29 protein-coding genes and 1 pseudogene are annotated in these 26,412 nt (G+C 66.1%); 4 read left to right on the top strand and 26 right to left on the bottom strand.

Annotation, left to right across the window (positions count from 1 at the left end; translation table 11 throughout):
• Positions 1 to 33: 33 nt before the first annotated feature.
• Positions 34 to 987 (top strand): helix-turn-helix domain-containing protein, encoded by a 954-nt coding sequence (locus ABL840_RS27650; protein ID WP_093303474.1) that lies wholly within the window; start codon positions 34 to 36, stop codon positions 985 to 987.
• A gap of 11 nt (positions 988 to 998) precedes the next feature.
• Here the strand turns inward: ABL840_RS27650 and arsH are convergent, their stop codons facing one another.
• The 6 genes from arsH to ABL840_RS27620 form a co-directional block, all read right to left on the bottom strand.
• Entirely contained in the window at positions 999 to 1,712 is a 714-nt protein-coding gene (gene arsH, locus ABL840_RS27645) for an arsenical resistance protein ArsH (protein ID WP_093209658.1), read from the bottom strand.
• The gene (gene arsB / locus ABL840_RS27640) at positions 1,702 to 2,760 is read right to left on the bottom strand and encodes an ACR3 family arsenite efflux transporter (protein WP_093303476.1); all 1,059 of its coding nucleotides are present in this window, start codon (positions 2,758 to 2,760) and stop codon (positions 1,702 to 1,704) included. Before arsB ends, arsH begins: the two co-directional genes overlap by 11 nt.
• A gap of 4 nt (positions 2,761 to 2,764) precedes the next feature.
• Positions 2,765 to 3,253 (bottom strand): arsenate reductase ArsC, encoded by a 489-nt coding sequence (locus ABL840_RS27635; protein ID WP_093303479.1) that lies wholly within the window; start codon positions 3,251 to 3,253, stop codon positions 2,765 to 2,767.
• Positions 3,250 to 3,759: an arsenate reductase ArsC gene (locus ABL840_RS27630; RefSeq protein WP_093303481.1), complete on the bottom strand. Its 510-nt coding sequence runs from the start codon at positions 3,757 to 3,759 to the stop codon at positions 3,250 to 3,252. The genes ABL840_RS27635 and ABL840_RS27630 overlap by 4 nt, the downstream gene beginning before the upstream one ends.
• A gap of 76 nt (positions 3,760 to 3,835) precedes the next feature.
• Entirely contained in the window at positions 3,836 to 4,270 is a 435-nt protein-coding gene (locus ABL840_RS27625) for an ArsI/CadI family heavy metal resistance metalloenzyme (protein ID WP_093303483.1), read from the bottom strand.
• Positions 4,271 to 4,281: 11 nt separating this feature from the next.
• Positions 4,282 to 4,605, bottom strand: a complete 324-nt coding sequence (locus ABL840_RS27620) for an ArsR/SmtB family transcription factor (protein ID WP_093303486.1) — start codon at positions 4,603 to 4,605, stop codon at positions 4,282 to 4,284.
• A gap of 138 nt (positions 4,606 to 4,743) precedes the next feature.
• On the opposite strand from ABL840_RS27620, the gene ABL840_RS27615 reads away from it, so the two are divergent.
• Positions 4,744 to 5,472, top strand: coding sequence for an alpha/beta fold hydrolase (locus ABL840_RS27615; RefSeq protein ID WP_093303489.1), 729 nt, complete (start codon positions 4,744 to 4,746; stop codon positions 5,470 to 5,472).
• A 13-nt stretch (positions 5,473 to 5,485) separates the two neighbouring features.
• Here the strand turns inward: ABL840_RS27615 and ABL840_RS27610 are convergent, their stop codons facing one another.
• The 11 genes from ABL840_RS27610 to ABL840_RS27560 all read right to left on the bottom strand — a co-directional run bounded on the left by ABL840_RS27610 (position 5,486) and on the right by ABL840_RS27560 (position 13,136).
• On the bottom strand, positions 5,486 to 6,106 hold the full coding sequence (locus ABL840_RS27610; RefSeq protein ID WP_093303492.1) for a 3'-5' exonuclease: 621 nt from the start codon (positions 6,104 to 6,106) through the stop codon (positions 5,486 to 5,488).
• Positions 6,103 to 6,549 (bottom strand): TfoX/Sxy family protein, encoded by a 447-nt coding sequence (locus tag ABL840_RS27605; protein WP_093303495.1) that lies wholly within the window; start codon positions 6,547 to 6,549, stop codon positions 6,103 to 6,105. Before ABL840_RS27605 ends, ABL840_RS27610 begins: the two co-directional genes overlap by 4 nt.
• Complete coding sequence (locus ABL840_RS27600) at positions 6,546 to 6,872, bottom strand: YciI-like protein (RefSeq protein ID WP_093303497.1); 327 nt, start codon at positions 6,870 to 6,872, stop codon at positions 6,546 to 6,548. Before ABL840_RS27600 ends, ABL840_RS27605 begins: the two co-directional genes overlap by 4 nt.
• Before the next feature lie 35 nt (positions 6,873 to 6,907).
• Positions 6,908 to 7,297, bottom strand: coding sequence for a VOC family protein (locus tag ABL840_RS27595; protein ID WP_093303500.1), 390 nt, complete (start codon positions 7,295 to 7,297; stop codon positions 6,908 to 6,910).
• A gap of 28 nt (positions 7,298 to 7,325) precedes the next feature.
• Positions 7,326 to 7,820: a GNAT family N-acetyltransferase gene (locus ABL840_RS27590; RefSeq protein WP_418116026.1), complete on the bottom strand. Its 495-nt coding sequence runs from the start codon at positions 7,818 to 7,820 to the stop codon at positions 7,326 to 7,328.
• 51 nt (positions 7,821 to 7,871) lie between these two features.
• Positions 7,872 to 8,750 (bottom strand): S-formylglutathione hydrolase, encoded by an 879-nt coding sequence (gene fghA, locus ABL840_RS27585; RefSeq protein ID WP_093303505.1) that lies wholly within the window; start codon positions 8,748 to 8,750, stop codon positions 7,872 to 7,874.
• Positions 8,747 to 9,673, bottom strand: a complete 927-nt coding sequence (locus ABL840_RS27580) for an alpha/beta fold hydrolase (RefSeq protein WP_093303507.1) — start codon at positions 9,671 to 9,673, stop codon at positions 8,747 to 8,749. The genes fghA and ABL840_RS27580 overlap by 4 nt, the downstream gene beginning before the upstream one ends.
• A gap of 130 nt (positions 9,674 to 9,803) precedes the next feature.
• Complete coding sequence (locus tag ABL840_RS27575; RefSeq protein WP_093303509.1) at positions 9,804 to 10,910, bottom strand: S-(hydroxymethyl)glutathione dehydrogenase/class III alcohol dehydrogenase; 1,107 nt, start codon at positions 10,908 to 10,910, stop codon at positions 9,804 to 9,806.
• Between the two features lie 38 nt (positions 10,911 to 10,948).
• Positions 10,949 to 11,596 carry a glutathione S-transferase family protein gene (locus tag ABL840_RS27570; RefSeq protein WP_093303510.1) on the bottom strand — a complete coding sequence of 216 codons (648 nt, stop codon included), beginning with the start codon at positions 11,594 to 11,596 and terminating at the stop codon, positions 10,949 to 10,951.
• Positions 11,593 to 12,444: an aromatic ring-hydroxylating oxygenase subunit alpha gene (locus ABL840_RS27565; protein ID WP_093303513.1), complete on the bottom strand. Its 852-nt coding sequence runs from the start codon at positions 12,442 to 12,444 to the stop codon at positions 11,593 to 11,595. Before ABL840_RS27565 ends, ABL840_RS27570 begins: the two co-directional genes overlap by 4 nt.
• 11 nt (positions 12,445 to 12,455) lie before the next feature.
• Positions 12,456 to 13,136: a Rieske (2Fe-2S) protein gene (locus tag ABL840_RS27560; protein ID WP_093303516.1), complete on the bottom strand. Its 681-nt coding sequence runs from the start codon at positions 13,134 to 13,136 to the stop codon at positions 12,456 to 12,458.
• A gap of 118 nt (positions 13,137 to 13,254) precedes the next feature.
• Between ABL840_RS27560 and ABL840_RS27555 the strand changes: the two genes are divergently transcribed.
• Together ABL840_RS27555 and aroQ are read left to right on the top strand one after the other, a co-directional pair.
• Positions 13,255 to 14,223, top strand: a complete 969-nt coding sequence (locus tag ABL840_RS27555) for a LysR family transcriptional regulator (RefSeq protein ID WP_093303518.1) — start codon at positions 13,255 to 13,257, stop codon at positions 14,221 to 14,223.
• A gap of 33 nt (positions 14,224 to 14,256) precedes the next feature.
• The gene (aroQ, locus tag ABL840_RS27550; protein ID WP_093203563.1) at positions 14,257 to 14,697 is read left to right on the top strand and encodes a type II 3-dehydroquinate dehydratase; all 441 of its coding nucleotides are present in this window, start codon (positions 14,257 to 14,259) and stop codon (positions 14,695 to 14,697) included.
• Between the two features lie 18 nt (positions 14,698 to 14,715).
• On the opposite strand, the gene ABL840_RS27545 is transcribed toward aroQ, so the two are convergent.
• The 9 genes and pseudogenes from ABL840_RS27545 to asd form a co-directional block, all read right to left on the bottom strand.
• Positions 14,716 to 16,269, bottom strand: a complete 1,554-nt coding sequence (locus tag ABL840_RS27545; protein ID WP_093303521.1) for a SpoVR family protein — start codon at positions 16,267 to 16,269, stop codon at positions 14,716 to 14,718.
• The gene (locus ABL840_RS27540; protein WP_093203558.1) at positions 16,266 to 17,558 is read right to left on the bottom strand and encodes a YeaH/YhbH family protein; all 1,293 of its coding nucleotides are present in this window, start codon (positions 17,556 to 17,558) and stop codon (positions 16,266 to 16,268) included. The genes ABL840_RS27545 and ABL840_RS27540 overlap by 4 nt, the downstream gene beginning before the upstream one ends.
• 51 nt (positions 17,559 to 17,609) lie before the next feature.
• Positions 17,610 to 19,532 (bottom strand): PrkA family serine protein kinase, encoded by a 1,923-nt coding sequence (locus tag ABL840_RS27535; RefSeq protein ID WP_093203555.1) that lies wholly within the window; start codon positions 19,530 to 19,532, stop codon positions 17,610 to 17,612.
• Between the two features lie 765 nt (positions 19,533 to 20,297).
• Positions 20,298 to 21,434, bottom strand: coding sequence for a molecular chaperone DnaJ (gene dnaJ, locus ABL840_RS27530; RefSeq protein ID WP_093203552.1), 1,137 nt, complete (start codon positions 21,432 to 21,434; stop codon positions 20,298 to 20,300).
• Positions 21,435 to 21,542: 108 nt separating this feature from the next.
• Positions 21,543 to 23,483 carry a molecular chaperone DnaK gene (gene dnaK / locus ABL840_RS27525; RefSeq protein WP_093203550.1) on the bottom strand — a complete coding sequence of 647 codons (1,941 nt, stop codon included), beginning with the start codon at positions 23,481 to 23,483 and terminating at the stop codon, positions 21,543 to 21,545.
• Between the two features lie 127 nt (positions 23,484 to 23,610).
• Positions 23,611 to 24,147, bottom strand: coding sequence for a nucleotide exchange factor GrpE (grpE, locus tag ABL840_RS27520; RefSeq protein WP_418116025.1), 537 nt, complete (start codon positions 24,145 to 24,147; stop codon positions 23,611 to 23,613).
• A gap of 265 nt (positions 24,148 to 24,412) precedes the next feature.
• Positions 24,413 to 24,763, bottom strand: a complete 351-nt coding sequence (locus tag ABL840_RS27515; protein ID WP_019655816.1) for an FKBP-type peptidyl-prolyl cis-trans isomerase — start codon at positions 24,761 to 24,763, stop codon at positions 24,413 to 24,415.
• A gap of 237 nt (positions 24,764 to 25,000) precedes the next feature.
• Positions 25,001 to 25,303 (bottom strand): annotated as a pseudogene (locus ABL840_RS27510) (winged helix-turn-helix transcriptional regulator); the annotation flags it as partial.
• A gap of 176 nt (positions 25,304 to 25,479) precedes the next feature.
• Positions 25,480 to 26,331 carry an archaetidylserine decarboxylase gene (asd, locus tag ABL840_RS27505; protein ID WP_093203544.1) on the bottom strand — a complete coding sequence of 284 codons (852 nt, stop codon included), beginning with the start codon at positions 26,329 to 26,331 and terminating at the stop codon, positions 25,480 to 25,482.
• Positions 26,332 to 26,412: the final 81 nt, after the last annotated feature.

Genomic DNA, 26,412 nt, shown 5'->3' with positions numbered 1-26,412 from the left:
GGGCACGAAGGTTGCAGGACGAAAGCCGACCCAATGAGCAATGCCGCCATCCACCGCTGGTCCACCGACGCCGTGCCTCCCGCGCAGCGGCTCGACTACTGGGTGGGCGCCGTCTGCGAGGGCTTCCTGGAGATGGACGTGACCAGCCCCGCGGCGGCCGGCTTCGGCGCCACGCTCGAATCGGCGGCGCTGGGCCCCATCGTCGTCAACCAGGTGCGCGGCAGCGCGCAGGACGTGTACCGCACGCGCCGCGCCATCGCCCACAGCAGCCACAACTACTTCTACCTGCTGTGCAAGACCGATTCGGCCTGGGTGGCGGTGCAGGACGGCCGCTCCGCGCGGCTGCTGCCGGGCGACGCGGTGCTGGTCGACTCGCGCCGGCGCTACGAATTCCATCTGCTGCAGTCGGCCGACACCATCTCGCTCGAGCTGCCCACGGCCTGGGTCGACTCGTGGATTCCCGATGCCGGCGACCAGGTGGCGCGGCGCATCGACGGGCAGGCGGGCTGGGGCGGCGTGCTGTGCAGCTTCGTGCGGCAGCTGTCGCCGCAGATGGCAGTGAAGCCGCCGATGCCCGCCGAGCTGCTGGGGGACCAGCTCGGCAGCCTGCTGGCGCTGGCCACCGGCAGTGCTCCGGCCGACGAGCCCGACAAGGGCCGCACGGCGCTGCGCCGGCGCGTGCTCGACGCCACGCGCGAACGCCATGCGGAGCCGGGGCTCACGGCCGCGGGCGTGGCGCGCACGCTGGGCATCTCGGAGCGCAGCCTGCACCGCTGCCTCGGCGAGGGCGGCACCACCTTCGCCACCGCGCTCACCGGCTTCCGGATGCAGGTGGCGCGGCGCATGCTCGCCGATGCGCGATTCGATCGCCTGGCCATCGCGGAGATCGGCTTCAGGGTGGGGCTCGCCGACGCCTCGCACTTCGTGCGCCTGTGCCGCAGGCACCTGGGCGCCACGCCCGGCGAGCTCCGGCGCCGGCGCGGCTGAACCTGCGCTCCTCAGATGCTGCGCAGGTTCACGCGCTTCGACAGCGCTTCGGCGCTCTCGCGCCGCTCGCTGTAGCGGTCCACGAGGTAGTCCGCGCAGTCGCGCGTGAGCAGCGTGAACTTGACCAGCTCCTCCATCACGTCGACCACCCGCTCGTAGTAGGGCGAGGGCTTCATGCGCCCGGCTTCGTCGAACTCCGTGAAGGCCTTGGCCACCGACGACTGGTTGGGGATGGTGAGCATGCGCATCCAGCGGCCGAGCACGCGCATCTGGTTCACGGCGTTGAAGGACTGCGAGCCGCCCGACACCTCCATCACCGCGAGCGTCTTGCCCTGCGTGGGTCGCACCGAGCCGATGGAAAGCGGGATCCAGTCGATCTGCGCCTTCATGATGCCGGTCATGGCGCCGTGGCGTTCGGGCGAGGTCCAGACCATGCCCTCGGACCACTGGACGAGTTCGCGCAACTCCGCCACCTTGGGGTGGTCCTCGGGCTCCGCGTCGGGCAGCGGCAGGCCTCGCGGGTCGAAGACTCGTGTCTCGGCGCCGAGCGCGCGAAGAAGCCGTGCAGCCTCCTCGGTCAGCAGGCGGCTGTAGGAGCGCTCGCGGACCGAGCCGTACAGCAGCAGGATGCGCGGCGCATGCGTGGAGCGCTCCACCGGAAAGAGCCGTTCCGGATCGGCCTGTTCGAACAGGGCAGCGTCGACGTTCGGCAGTTCACGACTCATACCAGCCCCTCGACGAGTTCACGACCTTGACCACCGCCAGCATGATCGGCACTTCGATCAGCACGCCGACCACGGTGGCCAGCGCAGCACCCGAGTGGAAGCCGAAGAGGCTGATGGCCGCGGCCACCGCCAGCTCGAAGAAATTGGATGCGCCGATCAGCGCGGAGGGGCAGGCGATGCTGTGTTTCTCGCCGAGCCTGCGGTTGAGCCAGTAGGCGAGGCCTGAGTTCAGCACCACCTGGATCAGGATCGGCACCGCGAGCATCGCGATCACCAGCGGTTGCCTGATGATGGCCTCGCCCTGGAATGCGAACAGCAGCACGAGCGTCAGCAGCAGCGCGGCGATCGACCAGGGCCCGACGCGATGCATAGCCTGCTCGAACGCGGCGGGCCCGTCCTTCAGCAGCCGCTTGCGCAGCAGCTGCGCGAAGATCACCGGCAACACGATGTACAGCCCCACCGAGGTGATGAGCGTGTCCCACGGCACCGTGATGGCCGAAAGCCCCAGCAGCAGGCCGACGATGGGCGCGAAGGCGAACACCATGATGGCGTCGTTCAGCGCGACCTGCGACAGCGTGAAGACAGGATCGCCGCCGGTCAGCCGGCTCCAGACGAAGACCATCGCCGTGCAGGGTGCTGCGGCCAGCAGGATCAGGCCGGCCACGTAGCTGTCGAGCTGGTCGGCGGGCAGTGAGCCGGCGAAGACCTGCCGCACGAAGAGCCAAGCCAGGAAGGCCATGGAGAACGGCTTCACCGCCCAGTTGATGAACAGCGTCACGCCGATGCCGCGCCAGTGGTTCTTCACCTGGGCCAGCGCCGCGAAGTTGACGCGCAGCAGCATCGGGATGATCATCACCCAGATCAGCACGCCCACCGGGATGTTGACCCTGGCGACCTCCAGGCGTCCCACCGCCTGGAACGCCGACGGGAACAGTTGCCCCAGCGCGATGCCGACGACGATGCAGAGGAACACCCACACCGTCAGGTAGCGCTCGAACACGCTCATGGGGGCCGCGCCGGTGCGCGGGCTTTCGATGACTGCGCTCATGGAGTCAGTTCGCCGAGATGCGCTTCAGCTGCTCCTGCAGCTCGGCATCGCTCATTGCTTCCGGGTTTTCGATCGCGAGCAGCTGCAGCATGCGATACGAGATCGCCTGGCGCGTCAGCTCGAAGGCCTGGCGCCTGGCGGCGTCGCCGCCCTCGGTGTTCGACGGATCGGGGTAGCCCCAATGCACCTTGACGCGCGTACCGGGCCAGTAAGGGCAGGCCTCCTGCGCCGCGCTGTCGCACACCGTGATCACCACGTGCATGGGCGGCGTGTCGAACTCGTCCCAGCTCTTGCTGCGAAAGCCTTCGGTGTTCACGCCAGCGGCCTGCAGCACCTCGATGGCAAAAGGGTTGATTCGTCCGCTGGGCGCGCTGCCGGCGCTGAACGCCTTCACGTCCTTGCCGAGCTTGCGGGCCCAGTGGTCGAGCATGCCTTCGGCCAGCACGCTGCGGGCCGAGTTGTGGGTGCAGAGGATGAGCACGTTGAGAGTCATTGCGGAGCTTTCTGAACCTTGCCGATATCGCGGACCTCGCGCTGGATGGCCATCGTGTCGAGCCGGGCCAGCGGCAGGGCCAGCATCAGCTCGATCCGGCGCTTGAGCGTGAGGGCCGTGTCCATGAACTGGCGCTCCGAGGCTTCTTCCGTGCCCGCGAAAGCCGCGGGGTCCGCCACGCCCCAGTGCGCGGTCACGGGCTGGCCGGGCCATACCGGGCAGACCTCGCCGGCTGCCTTGTCGCAGACGGTCAGAACGAAATCCATCTCGGGCGCGTCCGGCTTCGCGAACTCGTTCCAGTTCTTGCTGCGATAGCCGGTGGCTGGAAGATGCATCCTGTCCAGCGTGAGCAATGCATAGGCGTTGACCTTGCCGACTGGATGGCTGCCAGCGGAATAGGCCTTGAACCGCCCTTTGCCCAGGTGGTTGAGCAGGCCCTCGGCCATGATGGAGCGCGCGGAATTGCCCGTGCAGATGAACAGCACGTTGTAGGTTCTTTCAGCCATGACGGTGTGTCTCGGTGGAGAGGAGCGGTGTGATTTCTTCGAACATGCGGATCGCCGTGGATGGGGCGGGCAACCCTCAGCAGCAGGTGCCGGTATCGCAGCAGGCGGACTCGGCCTTGGCTGCGGACCTGGATTGACCGTAGACCGGCACGGCGCCGTCCATGGTCTGGAAGTGCTCCCACGCGATGCCCTGCGGATCTGTGACCCAGTGCTTCTCGCTGCGTGCGTAGCAGCACACGGTCTGCCCCTCGTCGAACAGGGTGCGGTCGGCGGCCTGGCCGCGAGTCTTCAGCTCGGCGAGTTCCGCCTCGTCCTCGGCCTGGATGCCCAGGTGGTCGATGCCTCTGCCTTGTCCGACCGTGGAGATCGCGAAGTTGACGCGCGGGTCGTCGAGCATCCATTTCGCATAGTCGGTCTCGACACGCGCTGGCGGCGCCGCAAACAGCTTCGAGTAGAAGGCGATGCTCCTGGCGAGGTCATCGACGTGCAGGTGAACGTGGAAGCGCTTCATGGGTTTCTCCGTCAGCAGTCGCAGGCAGCGCCGCCTTCGGTGAGGCAGGCCTCGCCCTGGCAGCAGTTCTCGGTGAGGTAGGCGAGCAGGCCGTTCATCCGGTCGAACGCTGCGCGGTAGATGAGGTTGCGGCCCTGCCGCTCCTGCGAGACCAGCGCGGAATGCATGAGCTCCTTGAGATGGAAGGACAGGCTCGTGGCCGATACCTCGAGCGCTTCCGTCAGGGCGCTGGGCGTCAGGCCGGCCGGGCCTGCCACCACCAGTGCGCGAAACACCCGCAGGCGGACGGGTTGCGCGAGCGCGGCGAGGGATCGGACGACATCATTCTCTTCCATGTTTCAAGTATCGTTGAATTATTGAATCGAGGCAAGCGGGCTGGCACGAACCGGCCATCGCCCTGGCCGACATCGGCCATCCGCAAAGCACCGTTATTCCTTACAGTCGTCCACCGTCACAACCACGGAGACAAACCAATGTCCGACACCTATGTTCTCGTCCATGGCGCCTGGCACACCGGCGCTGAAATCGAAGCCGTCGCCGATCACGTGCGCGCCGCGGGGCACACCGTGTACTGCCCGACGGTGGCTGGCAACAACCCGGACGACGACCGCTCGCGCATCGGCCTGGAGGACGCCATCGCGTCCATCGTGCGCTACATCGAGGAAAAGAATCTCACGCAGGTCCGCCTCGCGGGCCACAGCTACGGCGGCATGGTGATCTCGGGCGTGGCGGATCGCATCGCGCACAGGCTCAAGCGGCTGGTCTACATCAACGCCTTCGTGCCGCTGGACGGCGAGTCGCTCAACGACATGGTGCCGCCGCACTACGTGACGATGTTCGACGCCGTGGCTGCCGCCAACGGCAACGCCGTGACGCTGCCTTTCGAGATCTGGCGCGACGCCTTCATCAACGACGCCGACTTCGCGACGGCCGAGGCCGCCTACGCGAAGCTCAACCCGCATCCGTACAGCACCTTCACCGACAAGATCAGCCTGAAGCAGCCGCTGGCCGCGCTGGCGCTGGGCAAGTCCTATCTCAACTGCCAGCAGGACATCGCGATGCCGCACGGCATGCCGTGGCATCCGCGCCTGTCGGAGCGGCTGGGCCTGTTCCGCCTGGTGGAGTGCCCGGGCAGCCACGAGATGTTCTTCTCGAACCCGCAGCGGCTCGCGCAGGCCATCATCGAAGCCGGACGGGACTGAGCCCGCCGGTTGTTCAGATGCCTCCGCCGAAGAGCGCGTCGTAAACGCGGATCGACGCCCAGGCGTCGTTCGCCGCGTAGCGGACCTGCGCTTCGGTGAGCTGCCTGTTGGCCCAGTTCGAGGTGGTCGCCTTGCGCGACTTGACGAAGCGGCGGTCGAACACCAGCGCCACCGCCGCCTTCACGCCCACTGACCTGCGGTAGCCGCGGCGTCGGAACTCGTCGTCGATGTCGAACACGGCCTTCGGCTCGATGTTCAGCCGATTGCGGATCAGCGTGAGATCGCTCGAGAGGCCGAAGCCGACCTTGCGCAGCTCGGTCGAGGCGATCAGCGCGGCCACCACCGGGTTGCACTCGGTGCGGTGCAGCTGGAACAGCCAGGCCGTGTCGCGCGTGGCGAACTGCACCACGTGCGGGCCGCCCGACACCTCGTTCTTTGCGAAGGTGGGCTTGGACTCGGTGTCGAAGCCCGCGATGCCGGCCGCCAGCAGCGTGGCGGCGGCGCGTTCGGCTTCCTGCAGCGTGGAGACGACCACGATGCTTGCGGTGCCGAGGCTTTCGAAGGGGTCGAGCAGCGCGATCTGTTCGCGCTCGGGCAGTGGAAGGAGCGTGGGGTTGTTGCGGCGCTCGTTCACCGGGAGGCCGCTTTCGCTGTCGGCTTCTTCTTCATGGAGGTTTTCTTCACGGGTGCTTTCTTCGCAGCGGTTTTCTTTGCCGCAGCTTTCTTTGTTGCCGGCGCCTTCTTCGGCCTCGGCGGCTGGCCCGAACGCAGCGCCGCTTCGTAGGCGAGCCGGCCCCATAGGGCGGCTTCGTGGCGGTCCTCGAAGAGATCGGCCGGTGCGAGCCGGTACGACATCGGCATCGACTTGCCCTGGCGCACGTAGGTGAAGGGCGGCAGGTTCAGCTTGTCGAAGTGCGCGGCGCTTTCGGTGTCGGACTTGAGGTAGAGCGTGTCGTTGGCGACCAGCGCGATCATGCGGCCCTCGTGCCAGACGCCGTGGCCGCCGAACATGCGTTTCGTCTCGATGCGACCCAGGCGTTCGAAGACTTCGTGCAGGCTTTGGACGAACACGCTCATCGGGCCGGACTCGCTGCATTCGCCGCAGGGCGCACGGGCGTCGACGCCTGCGCGCCGACCACCGTGTTCCAGGCCTTCACCTGCCAGCCGGTGACGATGCCGTTGAGCACGTACGGGTCGAGCTTTGCGAAGGCGGCGGGCACGTCGGGCGAGTAGGCTTCGAACAGCAGCAGCGCACCGTCGGGCGGGTTGCCCGTGGCACCGCCGAGCAGCAGTTCGCCGCGTTCCACGGCCTGCCAGGCAAGCGCCAGGTGCGCGTCGCGGAACTCGCCGCGGCGTTCGAGGTAGTCGGGAGCGGTTTCGTAGATCAGCAGGTAGTGCACGAGGAGTTCCTGGAAAAGATGGCCGCGCGGCGCGCTCAGGCAGTGATCTCGATGCGGTTGCCGTCCGGGTCGAGCACCACGCTCTCGTAGTAGCCGTCGCCGGTGCGGCGCGGGCCGTCGAGCAGCGGATAGCCGTCGGCCTTCAGGCGTTGCGTGAGTTCGTCCACCGCCGCGTCGGAGCCCACGCTGATCGCGAGGTGCGTCCAGCCCATGCGCTGCGCGCCGGCCTCGGCCGGCACGGGCGACAGCGTGCTGGTGGTCATGGCCTCGATGCGCGCGCCATCGCCCAGGCTCAGGAAGCAGGAGGTGAAGCCCTTGGCCGGGTTGACGTAGCCCGCGCCTGCGGTGGCGCCGAAGTAGTCGACGTAGAAGCGCTTGCAGCGTTCGAGATCGGTGGTCCAGAGTGCGATGTGGTCGATGCGCATGGGGCAGCGAAAGATGGGAGAGGGGTGTTCAGCCGATGCGCCACGGCGGGCGCGAGGGCGACCAATGGTAGGCGATGCGTTCGCGTCCGCTCGTGGGATGGAAGTCGGTCGCGCCGCGTTCGAGGCCATAGCGCTCGTAGAAGCGCTGCGCCGACGTGTTGCTCGCGGCCACGTGCAGCCGCCAGCCCGTGGGGATGCGCACGCAGGCCTCGTCGAGCAGCGCCTTGCCCAGGCCCTGGTTGCGCAGGTGGGGCTCGACGAAGAGCTGGGCCACGTATTCGCGCCGCGCGTGCAGCACCATGAACGCCAGCACCTGGCCTTCGCGTTCTGCCAGCACCACGTCGGCGGGCGGGCCGAACTCGGTGTACACGCGGTGCAGCCAATGGTCGATGGGCTCCACGTGCGGCACATCGCGGTTGGCCGAGATCCACGCCCGTCGCCAGATGCCGGCCAGCACCATGTTCTCTTCGGCCGTGCCTTCGCGCGACCGCAGATGAAAGGCCGGAATTTGGGCGGCGGACATGCGGTTCATGATACGGCGCGGAACCGCCGCGGTCGATGAGGCCTTACACCCCTATGCGCGCAGGGTCTGGGCGTGGTGCGCGATGTGGTCCGCCATGAAGCTCTGGATGAAGTAGTAGCCGTGGTCGTAGCCCGCGTGCCGGCGCAGCGTGAGCGGCTGGCCGGCGGCGAAGCAGGCGGCCTCGAAGACTTCGGGGTGCAGCTGCTCGGCCAGGAATTTGTCGTCCAGCCCCTGGTCGACAAGGATGCCCTGCGGATAGGGCGCCGTGACCTGCGACTTCATGAGCGCGCTGGCATCGTGCACCAGCCATTGCGCGCGGTCGGCGCCGGGCTGGCCAAGGTAGCCGGAGAAGGCTTTCTCGCCCCATGGGCATTGCGTGGGCGCGCAGATCGGCGCGAAGGCCGACAGCGACTTGAAGCGACCCGGATGCCGCAGCGCCAGCGTGAGCGCGCCGTGGCCGCCCATCGAGTGGCCGAAGATGCCGATGCGCTCGCCGTCGACGGGAAAGTGCCTGGTCACCAGCGGCAGCAGCTCGTGCACGATCCAGCTTTCCATGCGCCAGTGCGTGGCCCAGGGCTCGGCCAGCGCGTCTAGGTAGAAGCCGGCGCCGATGCCGAAGTCCCAGTTGTCCTTGGCGCCCGGAATGCCTTCCGCCTCCGGGCCGCGCGGGCTGGTGTCGGGCGCGATCAGCGCGATGCCCAGGCTGGCCGCCATGCGTTGCGCGCCGGCCTTGATGGCGAAGGTTTCCTCGTTGCAGGTCAGGCCCGCGAGATAGAGCAGGGCGGGCACGCGCTCGTGCGCGACCTGCGGCGGCAGGTAGATCGAGAAGCGCATCGGCAGGCCGATCTCGAGCGAACGGTGCTCGAGGAAGCGCTGCGTGCCGCCGAAGGCTCGGTGCTCGGAAAGGGTTTTCGGTGTGTTGTCGGTCATTGCGGGGTTTTCTTGCCGCGCAGGGCGGGCACGAGTTCGAGCACGGCGTTGGCAAAGGCGCGCGGTGCTTCCTGCGGCAGGTTGTGGCCGGCGCCAGGCACGAGCCGGTGCGAGCGCGGACCGCCGAAACGGTGCGCGTGGGCGGACGCGTCGGCGGGCGGGCGCACGCCGTCGTCGATGCCGTCGAAGGTGATGGCGGGCACGGTGATCGTGGGCTGGGCCGCGAGGCGGCGCTCGATGTCGGCATAGGCCGGGTCGCCCGGCACGAGGCCGAAGCGATGGCGGTACGACTGGATCACCACGTCCACGAAATCGGGATGGTCGAAGGCCGCGGCGCTGCGTTCGAAGGTGGCGTCGTCGAACTTCCACGTGGGCGACCAGAGCTTCCACAGCAGCTTCGTGAACGCGTTGCGGTCCTTCTGCAGGCCGGCGCGTCCGCGCTCGCTGTGGAAGTAGTACTGGTACCAGAGGCTGTGCTCGTTGTCGGGCGTGTCGGGCTCCATCGCTTTCGCGATGTTCTGGATGTTGTAGCTGTTGAGGGACACCAGCCCCGCGCAGCGCTCGGGCCACAGCGCCGCCACCACGCAGGCGGCGCGACCGCCCCAGTCGTAGCCGGCCAGCACGGCGCGGTCGATCTCCAGTGCGTCGAGCAGCGCGAGCAGGTCGGCGCCCAGCGCGGCCTGCTCGCCCGAGCGCGGCGTGGCCTTGCTCAGGAAGCGCGTGGCGCCGTAGCCGCGCAGGTACGGCACGATCACGCGGCAGCCCGCGTCGGCCAGCATGGGCGCGACTTCGGCGTACGTGTGGATGTCGTACGGAAATCCGTGCATCAGCAGCACGGGCGGGCCGTCGGCGGGGCCTGCTTCGTAGTAGGCGACTTCGAGGACGCTCGCCTCGATCCTGCGCAGGGGTTCCATTCTTTCCATCACGAGGTCATCTCCAGGGAGTGAGCCGATGTCTTTTCCAGAAACACCGCGGAACCGGCTTTGCCGGGCCGCAGGTGTTGCCCCCTGCAAGGGGGTGGCGAAGCGACACGAAGTGCGCGAAGCCTGGGGGTTAGTAGACCACCACGCCGCGGATCGACTCGCCGCGCTTCATCAGGTCGAAGCCTTCATTGATCTTCTCCAGCGGCATGGTGTGCGTGATCAGGCTGTCGATGTCGATCTTGCCTTCCATGTACCAGTCCACGATCTTCGGCACGTCCGTGCGCCCGCGTGCGCCGCCGAAGGCCGAGCCCTCCCACTTGCGGCCCGTGACCAGCTGGAACGGCCGCGTGCTGATCTCCGCACCAGCCTCCGCCACGCCGATGATGATGCTGCGCCCCCAGCCCTTGTGCGTGCACTCCAGCGCCTGGCGCATCACCTTCGTGTTGCCGATGCACTCGAAGCTGTAGTCCGCGCCGCCGTCGGTCAGCTGAACGATGGCATCCACCACGTTCTCGGTGTCCTTGGGGTTGATGAAGTGCGTCATGCCGAACTTGCGGGCCATGGCCTCGCGCTCGGGGTTCAGGTCCACGCCGATGATCTTGTCGGCGCCCACCATCTTCGCGCCCTGGATCACGTTCAGGCCGATGCCGCCGAGGCCGAAGACGACCACGTTCGCGCCGGCTTCCACCTTGGCCGTGAAGATCACCGCGCCGATGCCGGTGGTCACGCCGCAGCCGATGTAGCAGACCTTGTCGAAGGGGGCGTCCTCGCGGATCTTGGCCAGGGAGATCTCGGGCGCCACCGTGTAGTTGCTGAAGGTGCTGGTACCCATGTAGTGGGCGATGGGCTTGCCGTCGAGGCTGAAGCGGCTGGTGCCGTCGGGCATCAGGCCCTTGCCCTGGGTGCCGCGGATGAGCTGGCACAGGTTGGTCTTGCGGCTCAGGCAGAACTTGCACTGGCGGCATTCGGGGGTGTACAGCGGAATGACGTGGTCGCCCTTCTTCAGGGTGGTGACGCCGGGGCCGACGTCGACCACGATGCCCGCGCCTTCATGGCCCAGGATGGCGGGGAAGATGCCTTCGGGGTCGGCGCCCGAGAGGGTGTAGTAGTCGGTGTGGCAGATGCCGGTGGCCTTGATCTCGACGAGCACTTCGCCGAACTTCGGGCCTTCGAGGTCCACGGTTTCGATGGTGAGCGGGGCTCCGGATTTCCAGGCGACGGCGGCTTTGGTTTTCATGATGTTCGGTCTCGAAAGCGGGGGATGGGGGAGGATTCTCAGGCAGGGCCAGCAGGGAAGATACCCGACATGCCGATGAACCCGGGCAAGTGGCGGAAATCCCAGACCCAGTTTCGCAGCGCGGGAAACTCGTCGAGCGAAATGCCTCCTTCTCCCGCGAGCGCGACGTAGGGAAAGCAGGCGAGGTCGGCAACGGTGGGCCCGAGCGACGACGCGAGCCAGCGCAGGCCCTCGGCGGCCCGCTCGGCGAGATGGTCGTCGAGCACCCGGAACACGGCGCGCGCGCCGCTGCGGCAGGCCTCGATGTCGAGGTGGTGATAGCCGAGCGCGTCGTGCAGTCGCGCGGCCGACGCGGTGCGCGTGATCTCGTCGGCGGTGGCGAGCCACTGGGCGACTTCGCCGCGCAGCTTCGGGTCGGCGGGATACCAGCGGCCCTCCGCGTCGTGGCGGCTCGCGAGGTAGACCAGGATGGCCTGTGCGTCGCGCAGCACGAAGCCGTCGTCGTCGATCACCGGGAGTTGGCCCAGCGGGTTGACGTTGGCGAGGAACGCGGCCGACTTGTGCTCGCGGCCGGGAAAGAAGTCGACCGGAACCGTTTGGTACGCAACGCCCAGCCAAGCCAGCATCTGCCGCACCTTGAAGCAGTTGCCCGAGAGCGGGTAGTCGTAGAGCTTCAGCGTCGTCATGCAGCGGCCCTCACGCCGAAGCGCATGCCGCGCTCGCGGAGCCACCGCCGGTAGGTGACGGAGGATGTGTCGCCGCGCGTCGGCGTCTCGGCGCGGCCTTCGAGAGGCATGCGCTTGAAAGCGTGGTTCTCCAGGATGGGCTTGTCCTGCCCGAAGATGGTGTGCTGGAAGGCGATGAGCTCCGCGTCGGTGGAGCCGTCGTCGTAGCAGGCGAGCAGGGTGTGGGCGATGACATGCTCGTCGTCGACCGGCTGCAGGAAGATGCCGATCGCGTCGAGCTCGCCCGCGCGGAAGCTCGACTTGTAGAGCATGGCCGAGAAGGGCTGCATCACGCGGTACTTGTAGAGCACTTCGCTGCCCGAAGCGTCGTGGGCTGCGGAAGCGCGCGGCTGCCAGAAGCGGCAGTCGGTGGCCCAGATCTCGCCGGTGGCCGGCTCCACCTGCACCTGGTACTGCGCCACCTCGGTGTGCGGAACCTTGCCGAGGTAGTCGGCATGCACGAAGGGAAAGTGCGCCATGTCGAGGAAGTTCTCGATCACGCGCAGCCCCGACACCGCGACGCCGATGCCGCCGCAGTCGACGAGGCGGCGGCCGGGCTCGCCGTATTCGGGAAAGTCGAAGAGCGGACGGGCAGGGCGGCCGCTGGGGCAGACCCAGAGGTAGCCGTAGCGCGGCTGCACGGCGAGCTGTGTGCTGCCGAGGCTGCAGTGGGGCATGCCGTCGGCGTCGGTCGACAGCAGCACTGCCTCGCCGAGCAGGCGGGTGGCGCGCGAGGCCGATGGCGCTGGCGCCGGGCCGACGACCAGCCAGTCGTCGAGCATGTTGGGATCGTCGGTGACGAAGGGCATGGGTTCTTCTTTCAGCCTTGGGGCAGGGCTTCGATTTCGGTGCGCAGCTGGCGGGCTGCTGCGTGCAAGGCCTTCATGGCGGCCGAGCCGGGGGCTGCTTCAGTCCACAGGTGGATGAAGGCGAGCCCGGGCTGGGCATCGAGGACGAGGGCGACGGTTTCCGTGCCGCCGAGCCGGCCGCGCCAGCCGGGAGCGGCCGGCCCTTCGGCTAGGCCATTGCGTGCCAGCGCTTCCCGTGCAGTGCCGGCGGACGCGCGGACTGTCAGCGTGCGGCAGAAGTGCCAGCCGGCGGGAACGGCGCCACCCAGCGTATCGGGCGCGGGCGGAGCCTCGGGCGAGAGATGCACCCAGAGCATTCCTGCCGCCTCCGCCGTGCCGAAGGTCTTCGCGCAGACGTTGCGAGGTGCCTGCATGGCCGGATGCGCCGGAATGCTGGCGCATTGCCCGCTGCCGGCCTCGTATTGCCAGCCGTGGTACGCGCAGGCCAGGCGGTTGTCGATGACCTGGCCCAGCGTGAAGCGCACGCTGCGGTGGGGGCAGCGGTTCTCCCAGGCCTGGGCGGTGCCGTCGGCGGCGCGCCAGAGCGCGAGTTCCTGGCCTTCGGCGAAGCCGGCGACGATGTTGGCGCCCGGGCGCAGGTCGGCCGAGCGCGCGACGGGGTGCCACGGGGCTGTGTTTTCAGGAGTGTTCATGGATCGTGGGAATGCGCCGAAAGGGCGGCTGTTCGCCGGTGATACCGTACCGTTTCCGCCGCACCGATGAAAGTCACATGAAGAGACGCTGCTTTTCATTCCTGCAACGCTGGGCCGCATGAGCCGCATCGATCTCGCCCTGGTCGAGGCTTTCGTGCTGATCGCCCGCAGCGGCAGCCTCACGAAGGCCGAAAGCCTCTCCGGCGTTTCCAAGGCCACCTTGAGCCGCCAGCTCACGCGGCTGGAGGAACTGCTGGGCGCGCAACTGCTTTTGCGCAGCCCTCGCCGAATCTCGTTGACCGAGGCCGGCCACGCCTTTCTCGCGCGCGGCGAAGGGCTGCTCGACGAAGTGAAGGGCCGGCTGGAAGAGGCCAGCACCGAGATCCATGCGCTGACCACGGGCGTGTCGGGCAGCCTCTCGCTGCTGTCGGACACGCAGTTCAGCACCTCCTTCGTCTGCCACGTGGTCAAGCTGTTCCTGGAGGCCCATCCCGACGTGCGCTGCCAGCTCGACGTGGCGAACGGCTTCCATGCGCCGCGCATCGCCGATGTCGATTGCTACGTGTGTTCCGAGCCGCCCGACGCGCCGAATCTCGTGGCCAGGCTGCTGGGGCGGCTGAACTACGGGCTGTACGCGAGCCCGCAGTACCTGGCGCGGCACGGCACGCCGTCGTCGCCAAGCGAGCTGGCAGCGCACCAGTCGATCGTGATGAAGGAGCCTTCGGAGCGCTCGCAGGTGCTGCTGGTGTCGGGCGCGGCGAGCTTCGCCTTCAGGCCCGAGCCGGCCTTCGAGACCAACGACCACTGGGTGATGAAGACCTTCTGCATCGACGGTCTGGGCATCGCGCTGCTGCCGGCCTTCTTCGTGCGGCCCGAGCTGGAGCAGGGCGTGCTGGTGCCGGTGCTGCCGCAGTGGCAGCCGGAGCCGCGGCGCATCTACTGCGCCTACCAGCGGCAGCGTTACATGGGGCAGAAGCTGCGCTCCTTCGTCGACCTGATGGCGCGCTGCGTGGTCGACATCGATTCGTACAACTACTACGTCGGCTCGACCGCCGCGCGCAGGCGCAGGACGGCCGCGAGAACATAATTGGCCTCCGTTTGCCAGACTCCGACAACCATCATGAAGAAGATCCTCGTCCTCAACGGCCCCAACCTCAACCTGCTCGGCACGCGCGAGCCCGAACAGTACGGTCGCGACACGCTGGCCGACGTCGAACGGCTGTGCAAGGAAACCGGCGCGAAGCACGGCGTGGAGATCGAATGCCGCCAGTCGAACCACGAGGGCGTGCTGATCGACTGGATCCAGGAAGCCGGCCGCGAGGTGGCGGCGGGCAACATGATCGGCGTGGTGATGAACCCCGGCGCCTACACCCACACCTCGATCGCGTTGCACGACGCCATCAAGGGCGCGAGCGTGCCGCTGATCGAGCTGCACATCTCGAACGTGCATGCGCGGGAGGAATTCCGCCACCACTCGTACATCTCGCCGGCGGCGAAGGGCATCATCGTGGGGCTGGGCGTGAAGGGCTACATCCTCGCCATCACGGCGCTGGCGACCTGACCCTTCGCCTTCGATCGATCAATAGAGTTGCTTCGGCGCCGAGGCCTTCCAGCTGCGGCTGATGCGGCCCTGGCTGTCGATGCTTTCCAGGTGCACGTCGAAGCCCCAGAGCCGCGCGACGTGCTTGAGCACTTCTTCGGCCGTGTCGTGCAGCGGCAGGTTGTTGCGCTGCGTGTGGCGCAGCGTCAGCGAGCGGTCGCCGCGCATGGCCACGTTCCAGACCTGGATGTCGGGCTCGCGGCTGCCCATGTCGTACTGGCGTGACAGCGATTCGCGCAGCGCGTGATAGCCGCTGTCGTCGTGGATGGCCGACACCTCGAGTTCCGATTCGCTCTGGAAGTCGCGTATCGCGAAGAGGCGGAAGTCGCGCATCGTCTTCGGGCTCAGGAACTGGCCGATGAAGCTCTCGTCCTTGAAGTTGCGCATCGCGTAGTCGAGCGTGCGCAGCCAGTCGGTGCCGGCGAAGTCGGGGAACCAGCGACGGTCTTCCTCGGTCGGCTTCTCGCAGATGCGGCGCAGGTCGGTGTACATCGCGAAGCCCAGCGCATAGGGGTTGATGCCGCTGTAGGCGCGGTGGCCCACCGGCGGCTGGAAGATCACGCCGGTGTGCGAGCTGAGCCACTCCATCATGAAGCCATCGGCCAACTGGCCGCGGTCGTACATGGTGTTGAGCAGCGTGTAGTGCCAGAAGGTGGCCCAGCCCTCGTTCATGACCTGGGTCTGGCGCTGCGGGTAGAAGTACTGCGCGATCTTGCGCACGATGCGTACCACCTCGCGCTGCCACGGCTCCAGCAGCGCGGCGTTCTTCTCGATGAAGTAGAGCAGGTTCTCCTGCGGCTCCGAGGGAAAGCGCTTGGCGGCATCGGCTTCGGCCGCCTGCTCGCTCTTGCGCGGCAGCGTGCGCCAGAGGTCGTTGACCTGCTGCTGCATGTGGCGCTCGCGCTCGGCGCGCTGCGCGCTTTCCTGTGCCAGCGAGCGCTTCTGCGGACGGCGATAGCGGTCGACGCCGTAATTCATCAGCGCGTGGCATGAATCGAGAAGCTCTTCCACCGCGTCGAGGCCGTGGCGCTCCTCGCACTCGGCGATGTAGTGCCGCGCATAGACCAGGTAGTCGATGATGGACGAGGCATCCGTCCACATCCGGAACAGATAGTTGCCCTTGAAGAAGCTGTTGTGGCCGTAGGCCGCATGCGCGATCACCAGGGCCTGCATGGCCATGGTGTTCTCCTCCATCAGGTAGGCGATGCACGGATCGGAATTGATGACGATCTCGTAGGCCAGCCCCATGTGGCCGCGCTTGTAGTTCTTCTCGGTCGAGATGAACTGCTTTCCGTACGACCAGTGGCGATAGATCATGGGCATGCCCACGCTCGCGTAGGCATCCATCATCTGCTCGGCCGTGATGACTTCGAGCTGGTTCGCGTACACGTCGAGGCCGTAGCCCCTGGCGGTCTTCGCGATCTCGGAGTGATAGGTCTCGATGAGCTCGAAGGTCCAGTCGGAAGGGCTGGGCAAGCGCTCCAGCCGCGGCAGGCTGGTGGCAGGCGGGGGAGCGGAGATGGCGATGTTCATGACGTGACCCCTTCCTTCTTGAACAGGTCGCGGAAGACCGGGTAGATGTCCTGTGCGTCGGACACCTTGCGCATCGCGAAGTTGGGCTCCACGCCCTCGAGCTGCTGGTATTCCTGCCACAGGTTCTGCTCGGTCTCCGCCACCTGAACGTAGGCGTAGTAGCGCACCACCGGCAGGATGTTCTCGACCAGCAGCTCGCGGCAGCGGCCGCTGTCCTGGTGCCAGTTGTCGCCATCGCTGGCCTGCGCGCCGTACACGTTCCATTCGCCGCTCGGGTAGCGCGCCTTGATGATCTCGTCCATCAGCACCAGCGCGCTCGACACCACCGTGCCGCCGGTCTCGGTGGCGTGGAAGAACTCTTCCTCCGTCACTTCCTGCGCCTGCGTGTGGTGGCGCAGGAAGACCAGGTCGATCTTCTCGTAGTGCCGCGTGAGGAACATGTACAGCAGCATGAAGAAGCGCTTGGCCATGTCCTTGCGCGCCTCGTCCATGGAGCCCGAGACGTCCATCAGGCAGAACATCACGGCCTTGGCGCTGGGCACCGGCGTCTTCACGCGGTTGCGGTAGCGCAGGTCGATGGGGTCGATGTAGGGCACGTGCCGCATGGTGCGGCGCAGCTCGGCGATGCGTTCTTCCGTCTCGCGGATTTCCTTCTGGATGAAGGGCTGCTCGACCTGCGGATGCCGCTGCAGGCTTTCGAGGTGCGCCTCCAGGCGCTTGAGCTCCTTGCGCGGTTCGCCGCCCAGCGCGATGCGGCGGGCGAGAGCGCCGCGCATCGAGCGCACCACGTGCAGGTTGTTGGGCGAGCCGTCGCTGGTGAAGCCGGCTCGGTGGCTCTTCCACTCGGGCACGTCGGCGATCTGCGTGCGGATGAGGTGCGGCAGCGCAAGGTCGTCGAAGAAGACGCGCATGAACTCCTCGCGCGTGAGGCGGAAGACGAAGTCGTCCTCGCCTTCGCCGCTGTCGCTGGCCTCGCCGCTGCCCGAGCCGCCGTTGCCGCCGCCCTCGGGGCGCTTGATGCGGTCGCCCTTCAGGTACTCCTGGTTGCCCGGGTGCACGTACTCGCGGTCGCCGCCCCGGGCGTGGCCGAACACGGGCTCGGACACGTCGTGGCGCGGCAGGGTCACATCTTCGCCTTGTTCCAGTTCGCGGATGTTGCGGCCGCTGACGGCGCGCCTCACCGCTTCCTGGATCTGCCCCTTGTAGCGCCTGAGGAAACGCTCACGGTTGCCAATGGACTTGTTCTTGCCCGATAGCCGGCGGTCGATGATCTGCTGCAGGATGGCCACGATGTTGTCAACGCTCCTTGCAAAGAGAAAACGAACGGGACGACGCTTTTTCTATGAACTCTTGCGCACCCGCAGATACCACTCGCAGAGCAGGCGAACCTGCTTGGCCGTGTAGCCCTTCTCGACCATGCGGGTCACGAAGTCCTCGTGCTTCTTCTGCTCGTCGGCACTGCTCTTGGTGTTGAAGCTGATCACCGGCAGGAGCTCTTCGGTGTTGGAGAACATCTTCTTCTCGATCACCGAGCGCAGCTTCTCGTAGCTGGTCCACGCCGGGTTGCGCCCTGCGTTGCCGGCCCGCGCGCGCAGCACGAAGTTGACGATCTCGTTGCGGAAGTCCTTCGGGTTGCCGATGCCGGCGGGCCGTTCGATCTTCTCGAGTTCGGCGTTGAGCGAGGCGCGGTCGAAGACTTCACCGGTGTCGACGTCGCGGAACTCCTGGTCCTGGATCCAGTAGTCGGCGTAGGTGACATAGCGGTCGAAGATGTTCTGGCCGTACTCGCTGTAGCTCTCCAGGTAGGCGGTCTGGATCTCCTTGCCGATGAACTCGGCATAGCGCGGCGCCAGCAACTCCTTGATGTAGCTGATGTACTTCTGCTCGACCTCCGGCGGGAACTGCTCGCGCTCGATCTGCTGTTCGAGCACATACATCAGGTGCACCGGGTTGGCGGCCACCTCGGAGCTGTCGAAGTTGAACACCTTCGAGATGATCTTGAAGGCGAAGCGCGTGGAGACGCCGCTCATGCCTTCGTCGACGCCCGCGTAGTCGCGGTACTCCTGGATCGACTTGGCCTTGGGGTCGGTGTCCTTGAGGTTCTCGCCGTCGTATACCTGCATCTTGCTGAAGGTGCTGGAGTTCTCCGGCTCCTTCAGGCGGGTGAGCACCGAGAGCTGGGCCATCATGCGCAGCGTTCCGGGGGCGCAGGGCGCCTTCGCCAGGGACGAGTTGCGCACCAGCTTCTCGTAGATCTTGATTTCCTCCGAGGCGCGCAGGCAGTAGGGCACCTTGACGATGTAGATCCGGTCGAGGAAGGCCTCGTTGTTCTTGTTGTTGCGGAAGGCCTTCCACTCGCTCTCGTTGCTGTGCGCGAGCACGATGCCGTCGAAGGGGATGGCGCCGAAGCCTTCTGTGCCCTTGAAGTTGCTTTCCTGCGTGGCGGTCAGCAGCGGGTGCAGCACCTTGATGGGCGCCTTGAACATTTCCACGAACTCCAGCAGGCCCTGGTTTGCCAGGCACAGGCCGCCGGAGTAGGAGTAGGCATCGGGATCGTCCTGGGCGAAGGTCTCGAGCTTGCGGATGTCGACCTTGCCGACCAGCGAGGAGATGTCCTGGTTGTTCTCGTCGCCCGGCTCGGTCTTGGCCACCGCGATCTGCCGCAGCACCGACGGGTAGCGCTTGACGACCTTGAACTGGCGGATGTCGCCGCCGTACTCCTCGAGCCGCTTGACGGCCCAGGGCGAGAGAATTCGATTCAGGTAGCGGCTCGGGATGCCGTATTCCTTTTCAAGGATCTCGCCGTCCTCGACCGTGTCGAAGAGGCCGAGCGGGGATTCGTTCACCGGCGAGCCCTGGATGGCGTAGAAGGGCACGTGCTCCATGAGCTGCTTCAGGCGTTCGGCGATCGAGCTCTTGCCGCCGCCCACCGGGCCCAGGAGGTAAAGGATTTGCTTCTTTTCTTCCAGCCCCTGCGCGGCGTGGCGGAAATAGGACACCACCTGCTCTATGGCGTCTTCCATGCCATAGAACTCCTTGAACGCCGGGTAGATCTTGATGACCTTGTTGGCGAAGATCCGCGAAAGCCGGGGATCGTTGCGGGTGTCGACCAGCTGGGGCTCCCCGATGGCCTTGAGCATGCGCTCGGAGGCCGTGGCGTAAGCCATCGGATCGCGCTTGCAGATGTCCAGGTAGTCCTGCAGCGAGATGACTTCCTCGCGGGTGCGCTCGTAGCGGGCGGCAAAGTTGCTGATCACATCCATGGTCACGCCTCCTTCAGGTCGATGGGCTTTGTGCCCGATGGCGTGCAGCAAAGGCGTTGCGCAACATTAAAAGGTGTGCCTGCCCATGGCTGCATGCCGCGGAAAACTCCCTTACAACAATCTGCTAACAATCAGCATAAAGCAAAGATTGAACCCGGCAAATCATTTGTTAATTCAGAACCACGCCGGCAAGTAAAGTTCAACAAAAAACAAGGAACAAATTTCCGGATTTCAGGTAAATTCAAAGGCTCGCTTTCCTAATTCTCTCCGGGTGAAAACACCTATGCCGAATGGCCATCGTCCGTCTTTGGCTTTTCTCCGGGAAAAAATCGCCTATTGAGCTTCGAGGCTCAAAAAAGAGGCGTCTCCTGCTGCAATAACGCGCGATCTGCCGTTCGGTTTATTGCTCAGCCCAAAAAAATATAAAAGCAATCCTCGCGCCACTTTTGGGTGGGCGGCCTGCGCGAACTGGCGTGGGAGGCTGGCTCGGGAGAGATCCGGCATGCTTCGCGAAGGTGCGAAACGCACTGAAGACGTGCTCGCCATGAGGCGGGAAGGCCCGCATGCACCAACATGAAGGCCCTGAAACGGCAAAGGGCCGCAGTGCGGCCCTTGCTGGAGGGGGATGTGTCCCTGGGGAGTGAAGTCCCCGGTGTTACATCTCCGAAGGGGAGGAGGATCGACGCGTTGCGCCGGCACCGGATGGCACGCGGGAACAGCCCTCGGGCTGCCCCTCCTTGCACATCTTTGGTGCCTTCCGATCCGTCAGCTGAAGAATTCCTTCGCCTTGTCGAACCAGCCCTTGTCGGTCGGGCTGTGCTTCTCGCCGCCCTTCTTGAGCGACTCGTCGAGCTCCTTGAGCAGCTTGCGCTGGAACTCCGTGAGCTTCACCGGCGTCTCGACGCGCACGTGGCAGTACAGGTCGCCCGGATAGCTCGAGTTCACTCCCTTGATGCCCTTGCCGCGCAGGCGGAACTGCTTGCCGCTCTGCGTGCCTTCTGGAATGTCGATGGCAGCCGCACCCTTCAGCGTGGGCACGTTGATCTCGCCCCCGAGCGCAGCCGTGGTCACGCTCACGGGCACCACGCAGTGCAGGTTGTCGCCGTCGCGCTCGAAGATGTCGTGCTTCTTGAGCCGGATCTCGATGTACAGGTCGCCCGGCGGGCCGCCGTTGACGCCCGGCTCGCCGCTGCCGGTCACGCGCATGCGCTGGCCGTCGTCGATGCCGGCGCGGATCTTCACCTCGAGCGTCTTGTTGCGCTTGATCTTGCCCTGGCCATGGCACGCGGTGCAGGGCTCGGGAATGATCTTGCCGCTGCCGTGGCAGGTGGGACAGGTCTGTTGCACGCTGAAGAAGCCCTGGCGCATCTGCACCGCGCCCGCGCCGTGGCAGGTGGTGCAGGTGATGGGCTTGGTACCGGGCTTCGCGCCCGAGCCGTGGCAGGTCTCGCATTCGTCCCAGGTGGGGATGCGGATCTCGGTGGTCTTGCCCTCCGCCGCTTCCTCGAGCGTGATCTCCATCGCGTAGCTCAGGTCGCTGCCGCGGAAGACCTGGCGGCCGCCGCCCCCTCGGCCACGGCCGCCGCCGAACACGTCGCCGAAGATGTCGCCGAAGGCCTCGGCGAAGCCGCCGAAGCCTTCCGCGCCCGGGCCGCCGCGCATGTTGGGGTCGACGCCGGCATGGCCGTACTGGTCGTAGGCCGCGCGCTTCTGCCCGTCGGACAGCATTTCGTAGGCTTCCTTCACCTCCTTGAACTTGGCCTCGGCCTCCTTCGAGGTATCGCCGTGGTTGCGGTCAGGATGGTGCTTCATCGCGAGCTTGCGATAAGCCTTCTTGATTTCTTCCTCGCTCGCGTTCTTGGGGACGCCGAGGGTTTCGTAGTAGTCGCGTTTGGTGGCCATGACAGGTCGATCGGGAGATCAGGGGAGCAGCGGGAACTCGGGTAACTTGAAGCGAGAAAGGCTGGAGCACCTTTTCAGGTGTTCCAGCCTTGTCCAGGGAACTGAAGATCAGCCCTTCTTGACTTCCTTCACTTCGGCGTCGACCACGTTGTCGTCGGCCTGCGCGTGTGCGGAAGCTTCCGCGCCACCGGCGCCGGAGGCTGCCGATGCACCCGCCGCGGCGGCCTGCGATTCGGCATACATCTTCTCGCCGAGCTTCTGGCTCGCGGTCATCAGCGTGTTGGTCTTGTCCTCGATCGCGGCCTTGTCTTCACCCTTGAGGGCTTCCTCGAGGTCCTTGATCGCGGCTTCGATCGCGTCCTTCTCGGCGGCTTCGAGGCTCGCGCCATGCTCGCCCAGCGACTTCTTCACGCTGTGCACCATGGCCTCGCCCTGGTTGCGCGCCTGCACGATCTCGAGCTTCTTCTTGTCGTCGGCCGCGTTCAGCTCGGCGTCCTTCACCATCTTCTGGATCTCGTCCTCCGAGAGGCCCGAGCTCGCCTTGATGGTGATCTTGTTTTCCTTGCCGGTGCCCTTGTCCTTCGCGCCGACGTGCAGGATGCCGTTGGCGTCGATGTCGAAGCTCACCTCGATCTGCGGCGTGCCGCGCGATGCCGGCGGAATGCCTTCGAGGTTGAATTCGCCCAGCAGCTTGTTGCCCGCGGCGATGTCGCGCTCGCCCTGGAACACCTTGATGGTCACGGCCGGCTGGTTGTCTTCCGCGGTCGAGAAGGTCTGCGCGAACTTCGTCGGGATCGTGGTGTTCTTGGCGATCATCTTCGTCATGACGCCGCCCATGGTCTCGATGCCCAGCGACAGCGGGGTCACGTCCAGCAGCAGCACGTCCTTGCGGTCGCCCGAGAGCACCTGGCCCTGGATGGCGGCGCCGACGGCCACGGCCTCGTCGGGGTTCACGTCCTTGCGCGGATCCTTGCCGAAGAAGGCCTTCACCTTTTCCTGCACCTTGGGCATGCGGGTCATGCCGCCGACCAGGATCACGTCGTTGATGTCGCCCACGCTGATGCCGGCGTCCTTGATGGCCAGGCGGCAGGGAGCGATGGTGCGCTCGATCAGCTCGTCGACCAGGCTCTCGAGCTTGGCGCGGGTGAGCTTGATGTTCAGGTGCTTCGGACCCGAGGCATCGGCCGTGATGTACGGCAGGTTGATGTCGGTCTGCGCGCTGTTCGACAGTTCGATCTTGGCCTTCTCGGCGGCTTCCTTCAGACGCTGCAGAGCGAGCACGTCCTTGCTCAGGTCGACGCCCTGTTCCTTTTTGAACTCGCCGATGATGTAGTCGATGATGCGCTGGTCGAAGTCTTCGCCGCCCAGGAAGGTGTCGCCGTTGGTCGACAGCACTTCGAACTGCTTCTCGCCGTCGACGTCGGCGATCTCGATGATCGACACGTCGAAGGTACCGCCGCCGAGGTCATACACGGCGATCTTGCGGTCGGCCTTGTCCTGCTTGTCGAGGCCGAAGGCCAGGGCGGCAGCGGTGGGCTCGTTGATGATGCGCTTCACGTCGAGGCCGGCGATGCGGCCGGCGTCCTTGGTGGCCTGGCGCTGGGCGTCGTTGAAGTAGGCCGGCACCGTGATCACGGCTTCGGTCACGGTTTCGCCGAGATAGTCTTCGGCGGTCTTCTTCATCTTGCGCAGGATGTCGGCGCTGACCTGCTGCGGGGCCATCTTCTTGCCGCGCACTTCCACCCATGCGTCGCCGTTGTCGGCCTTGGCGATGGTGTAGGGCATCAGGTCGATGTCCTTCTGGACTTCCTTTTCCTCGAACTTGCGGCCGATCAGGCGCTTGATCGCGTACAGCGTGTTCTTGGGGTTGGTGACGGCCTGGCGCTTGGCCGAGGCACCGACCAGCACTTCACCGTCTTCCTGGTACGCGACGATCGACGGCGTGGTGCGCGCACCTTCCGAGTTCTCGATCACACGCGTGGTGTTGCCTTCCATGATCGACACGCACGAGTTGGTGGTGCCGAGGTCGATGCCGATGATCTTTGCCATGTTCTTACTCCTGAAAGCCTGAAAAATATGTTGTTATGAACTTGTGGATAACCCGTCGCGATTCAAGGTATGACGCGGGGATTTCCTGTGGGAATCGTGTGTGCCGTTGTGAGCCGCCGTGTGCCGGTTACTTCGGCGCGCTGACCGTGACCAGCGCCGGGCGCAGCACGCGGTCGTTGATGGTGTAGCCCTTCTGCAGCACGCTCACCACGGTGTTGGGTTCCTGGTCGGCGGGCACCATCGAAATGGCCTGGTGCAGGTGCGGGTCGAACTTCGTGCCGGGTGCGGGGGCCACTTCGACCACCTTGTTGCGCTCCAGCGCGCTCTTGAGCTGGCGCAGCGTGGCCTCGGCGCCTTCGCGGATCTGCTCGGGCGTGGCGTCCTTGGCGGCCAGGCCGGCTTCCAGGCTGTCGGTCACGGGCAGCAGGCTTTCGGCAAAGGCCTCGACGGCGAACTTGCGGGCCTTGCTGACTTCCTCGTCGGCGCGGCGACGGGCGTTCTGCACATCGGCCTGGGCGCGCAGGTACTGATCGGCAAGCTCGGCGTTCTTGGTCTGCAGCGCGGCGAGTTCGCCCTGGGCCACGGCCAGCGCGTCGAGCGCCTCGGCTTCATTGGCGAATTGTGCAGCCTCCAGTTCTTCGGGGCTCGGCTCGCCTTGCAGCATTTGAGAATTCTTCGCGGATTGTTGCGGGTCAGACATTTTTCAAAGAACCGGTACGGGCCGGAAAACAAACAACAGCCAGCCACATGGGGCTGGTCAGAGGCATTTCAAGCGAAAAAATGCGGCCAAATGGGCCGCAGGAGCACTGAAACTCAGGCAATTCAGCCGGGAACACCGCGGAACCGGCTTTGCCGGGCCGCAGGTGTTGCCCCCGGTAGGGGGTTGGCGAAGCGACACGAAGTGCGCGAAGCCTGGGGGCGAGCTTCGGTCAGTGGGCGTCGAGCAGTTCGACGTCGAACTTCAGGGTGGCGTTCGGGGGGATCACGCCGCCGGCGCCGCGGGCGCCATAGCCCAGCGATGCGGGAATGATCAGCGTGCGCTTGCCGCCGATCTTCATGCCGGCCACGCCTTCGTCCCAGCCCTTGATGACCTGGCCCGCGCCCAGCGAGAAGGCGAAGGGGTCGTTGCGGTCGCGGCTCGAGTCGAACTTGGCGCCTTGCACGCCGTCGTTGTAGAGCCAGCCGGTGTAGTGCACGTGCACGTGGTGGCCGGCCTTGGCTTCGGCGCCGGTGCCGACTTCGGTGTCTTCGTATTGCAGGCCGGAGGGAGTGGTGGGCATGGGAAACGCTCCTTGCGTCGATGTGAGATCCGTGGATCGAAGGCGCGGAGTTTACCGAGGCCCGGCAGGCGGCCCTGCGGTCCGTCAGCCGTGGCTGGTGTCGTCGCCGGGCGCCGCGGGCGTAGGCGCAGGCGCCGCGAGGGGCTCGGGAGAGGGGGCCGCCGCAGGCGGAACCGGGGTTGCGGCGGGGGCGGCCGAGGTGGTCGGTGCGGCGGCGGCAGGCGCGGTTGCGGCAGCCTTCTTCATCTGGCCGAGCTGCCACTTGCCGGCGAAGGCCTGCAGGTCGGACAGGCGCTTGAGCAGATCCTGCCCGCTGAGCGTGAGGCTGTAGCCGTCGCTGCCGTGGCCGACGAGGCCGGCTTCGCGCAGTTCCTTGATGCGGGTGTTGAGCGTGTTGGGAGTGATGCCGCCGACGCTGTCCTGCAGCAGCCGGAAGGTCTGCGCGTGTCCGTCGCGCAGTGCCCAGAGCACGCGCAGTGCATAGCGGGCTTCGAGCAGGGCGAGCAACTGGCTGACGGCTGCGTTTTCCTTGGTACTCATCGACATCATCTCCTCGAAGCTGGGCGGGCCGTCGGCCTGTGGGGCAGGGCGACGCTTCGCGTTCTTGTGGTTGGTATGAACCGTCTCGTTGGCCGGCGACTATAGCTCAATCGATGAGGATGCTACTAGTTTTGTAGCTGTCAAGGCAATCTGGATGCGGGTTGTGAGACAAAGCCTCACAAATTGGTGTATTCGGCCATGGCTTCGCCCAACCGGATCGCGCGGCCTGGCGACCACTGCGGGTTGAAGCCCAGCGCGGGCGCCGGGAAGAGCATGACGACGGTGGAGCCCAGCAAGAATCGGCCCATCTCGTCGCCCTTGCGGATGTCGATCTGCTGGTCGGCGTAGTGCCACTCGCGCAGCTCGCCCACGCGCGGCGGGTTGACCACGCCATGCCACACGGTGGCCATGCTGCCGACGATGGTGGCGCCCACGAGCACCAGCACGAAGGGGCCGCGCGCCGACTCGAAGACGCACACCACGCGTTCGTTGCGAGCGAAGAGGCCGGGCACGCCGCGCGCCGTCGTCGGATTCACCGAGAACAGGTCGCCCGGCACGTGGATCATGCGCACCAGCCGCCCGTCGCAGGGCATGTGGATGCGGTGGTAGTCCTTCGGGCTCAGGTAGAGCGTGGCGAAGCTGCCGTGCGCGAACTTCGCGGCCAGCGTGGCGTCGCCGCCCACCAGCGCTGTGGTCGTGTAGTTGTGGCCCTTGGCCTGGAAGATCTGGTCGCCTTGAATTGCGCCGAACTGGCTGATCGCGCCGTCCACCGGGCAGATCAGGTCGGCCTGCGCGATGGGCCGGGCGCCGGGCTTGAGTTCGCGCGTGAAGAACTGGTTGAAGCTCTTGTAGTGGCTGATGTCCGACTCGAGCGCCTCGCCCATGTCCACGCCGTACTTGGCCACGAAGCGGCGGATGATCCAGGTCGTCACCGCCCCCCGCTCCTTGCCCGCGACCCAGCCGGCGAAATTGGTCAGGGCCTGTTTGGGAAACAGGTATTGGGGCAGTACGGCAGAGCGGTCGGACACGTGGGAAGGATCTGGAAAGCGGATCGGAGGGGCATTCTATAAAGGGCTTTTCGCCCGGGACGTAGGAAGCTTCCCTTGGTT

Source organism: Variovorax sp. NFACC27, assembly GCF_048301545.1.
GTDB classification, from domain to species: Bacteria; Pseudomonadota; Gammaproteobacteria; order Burkholderiales; family Burkholderiaceae_C; genus Variovorax; species Variovorax gossypii.
The sequence above is the reverse complement of the archived record's forward strand: the minus strand, read 5'-3'. Positions and strand labels throughout refer to the sequence as shown.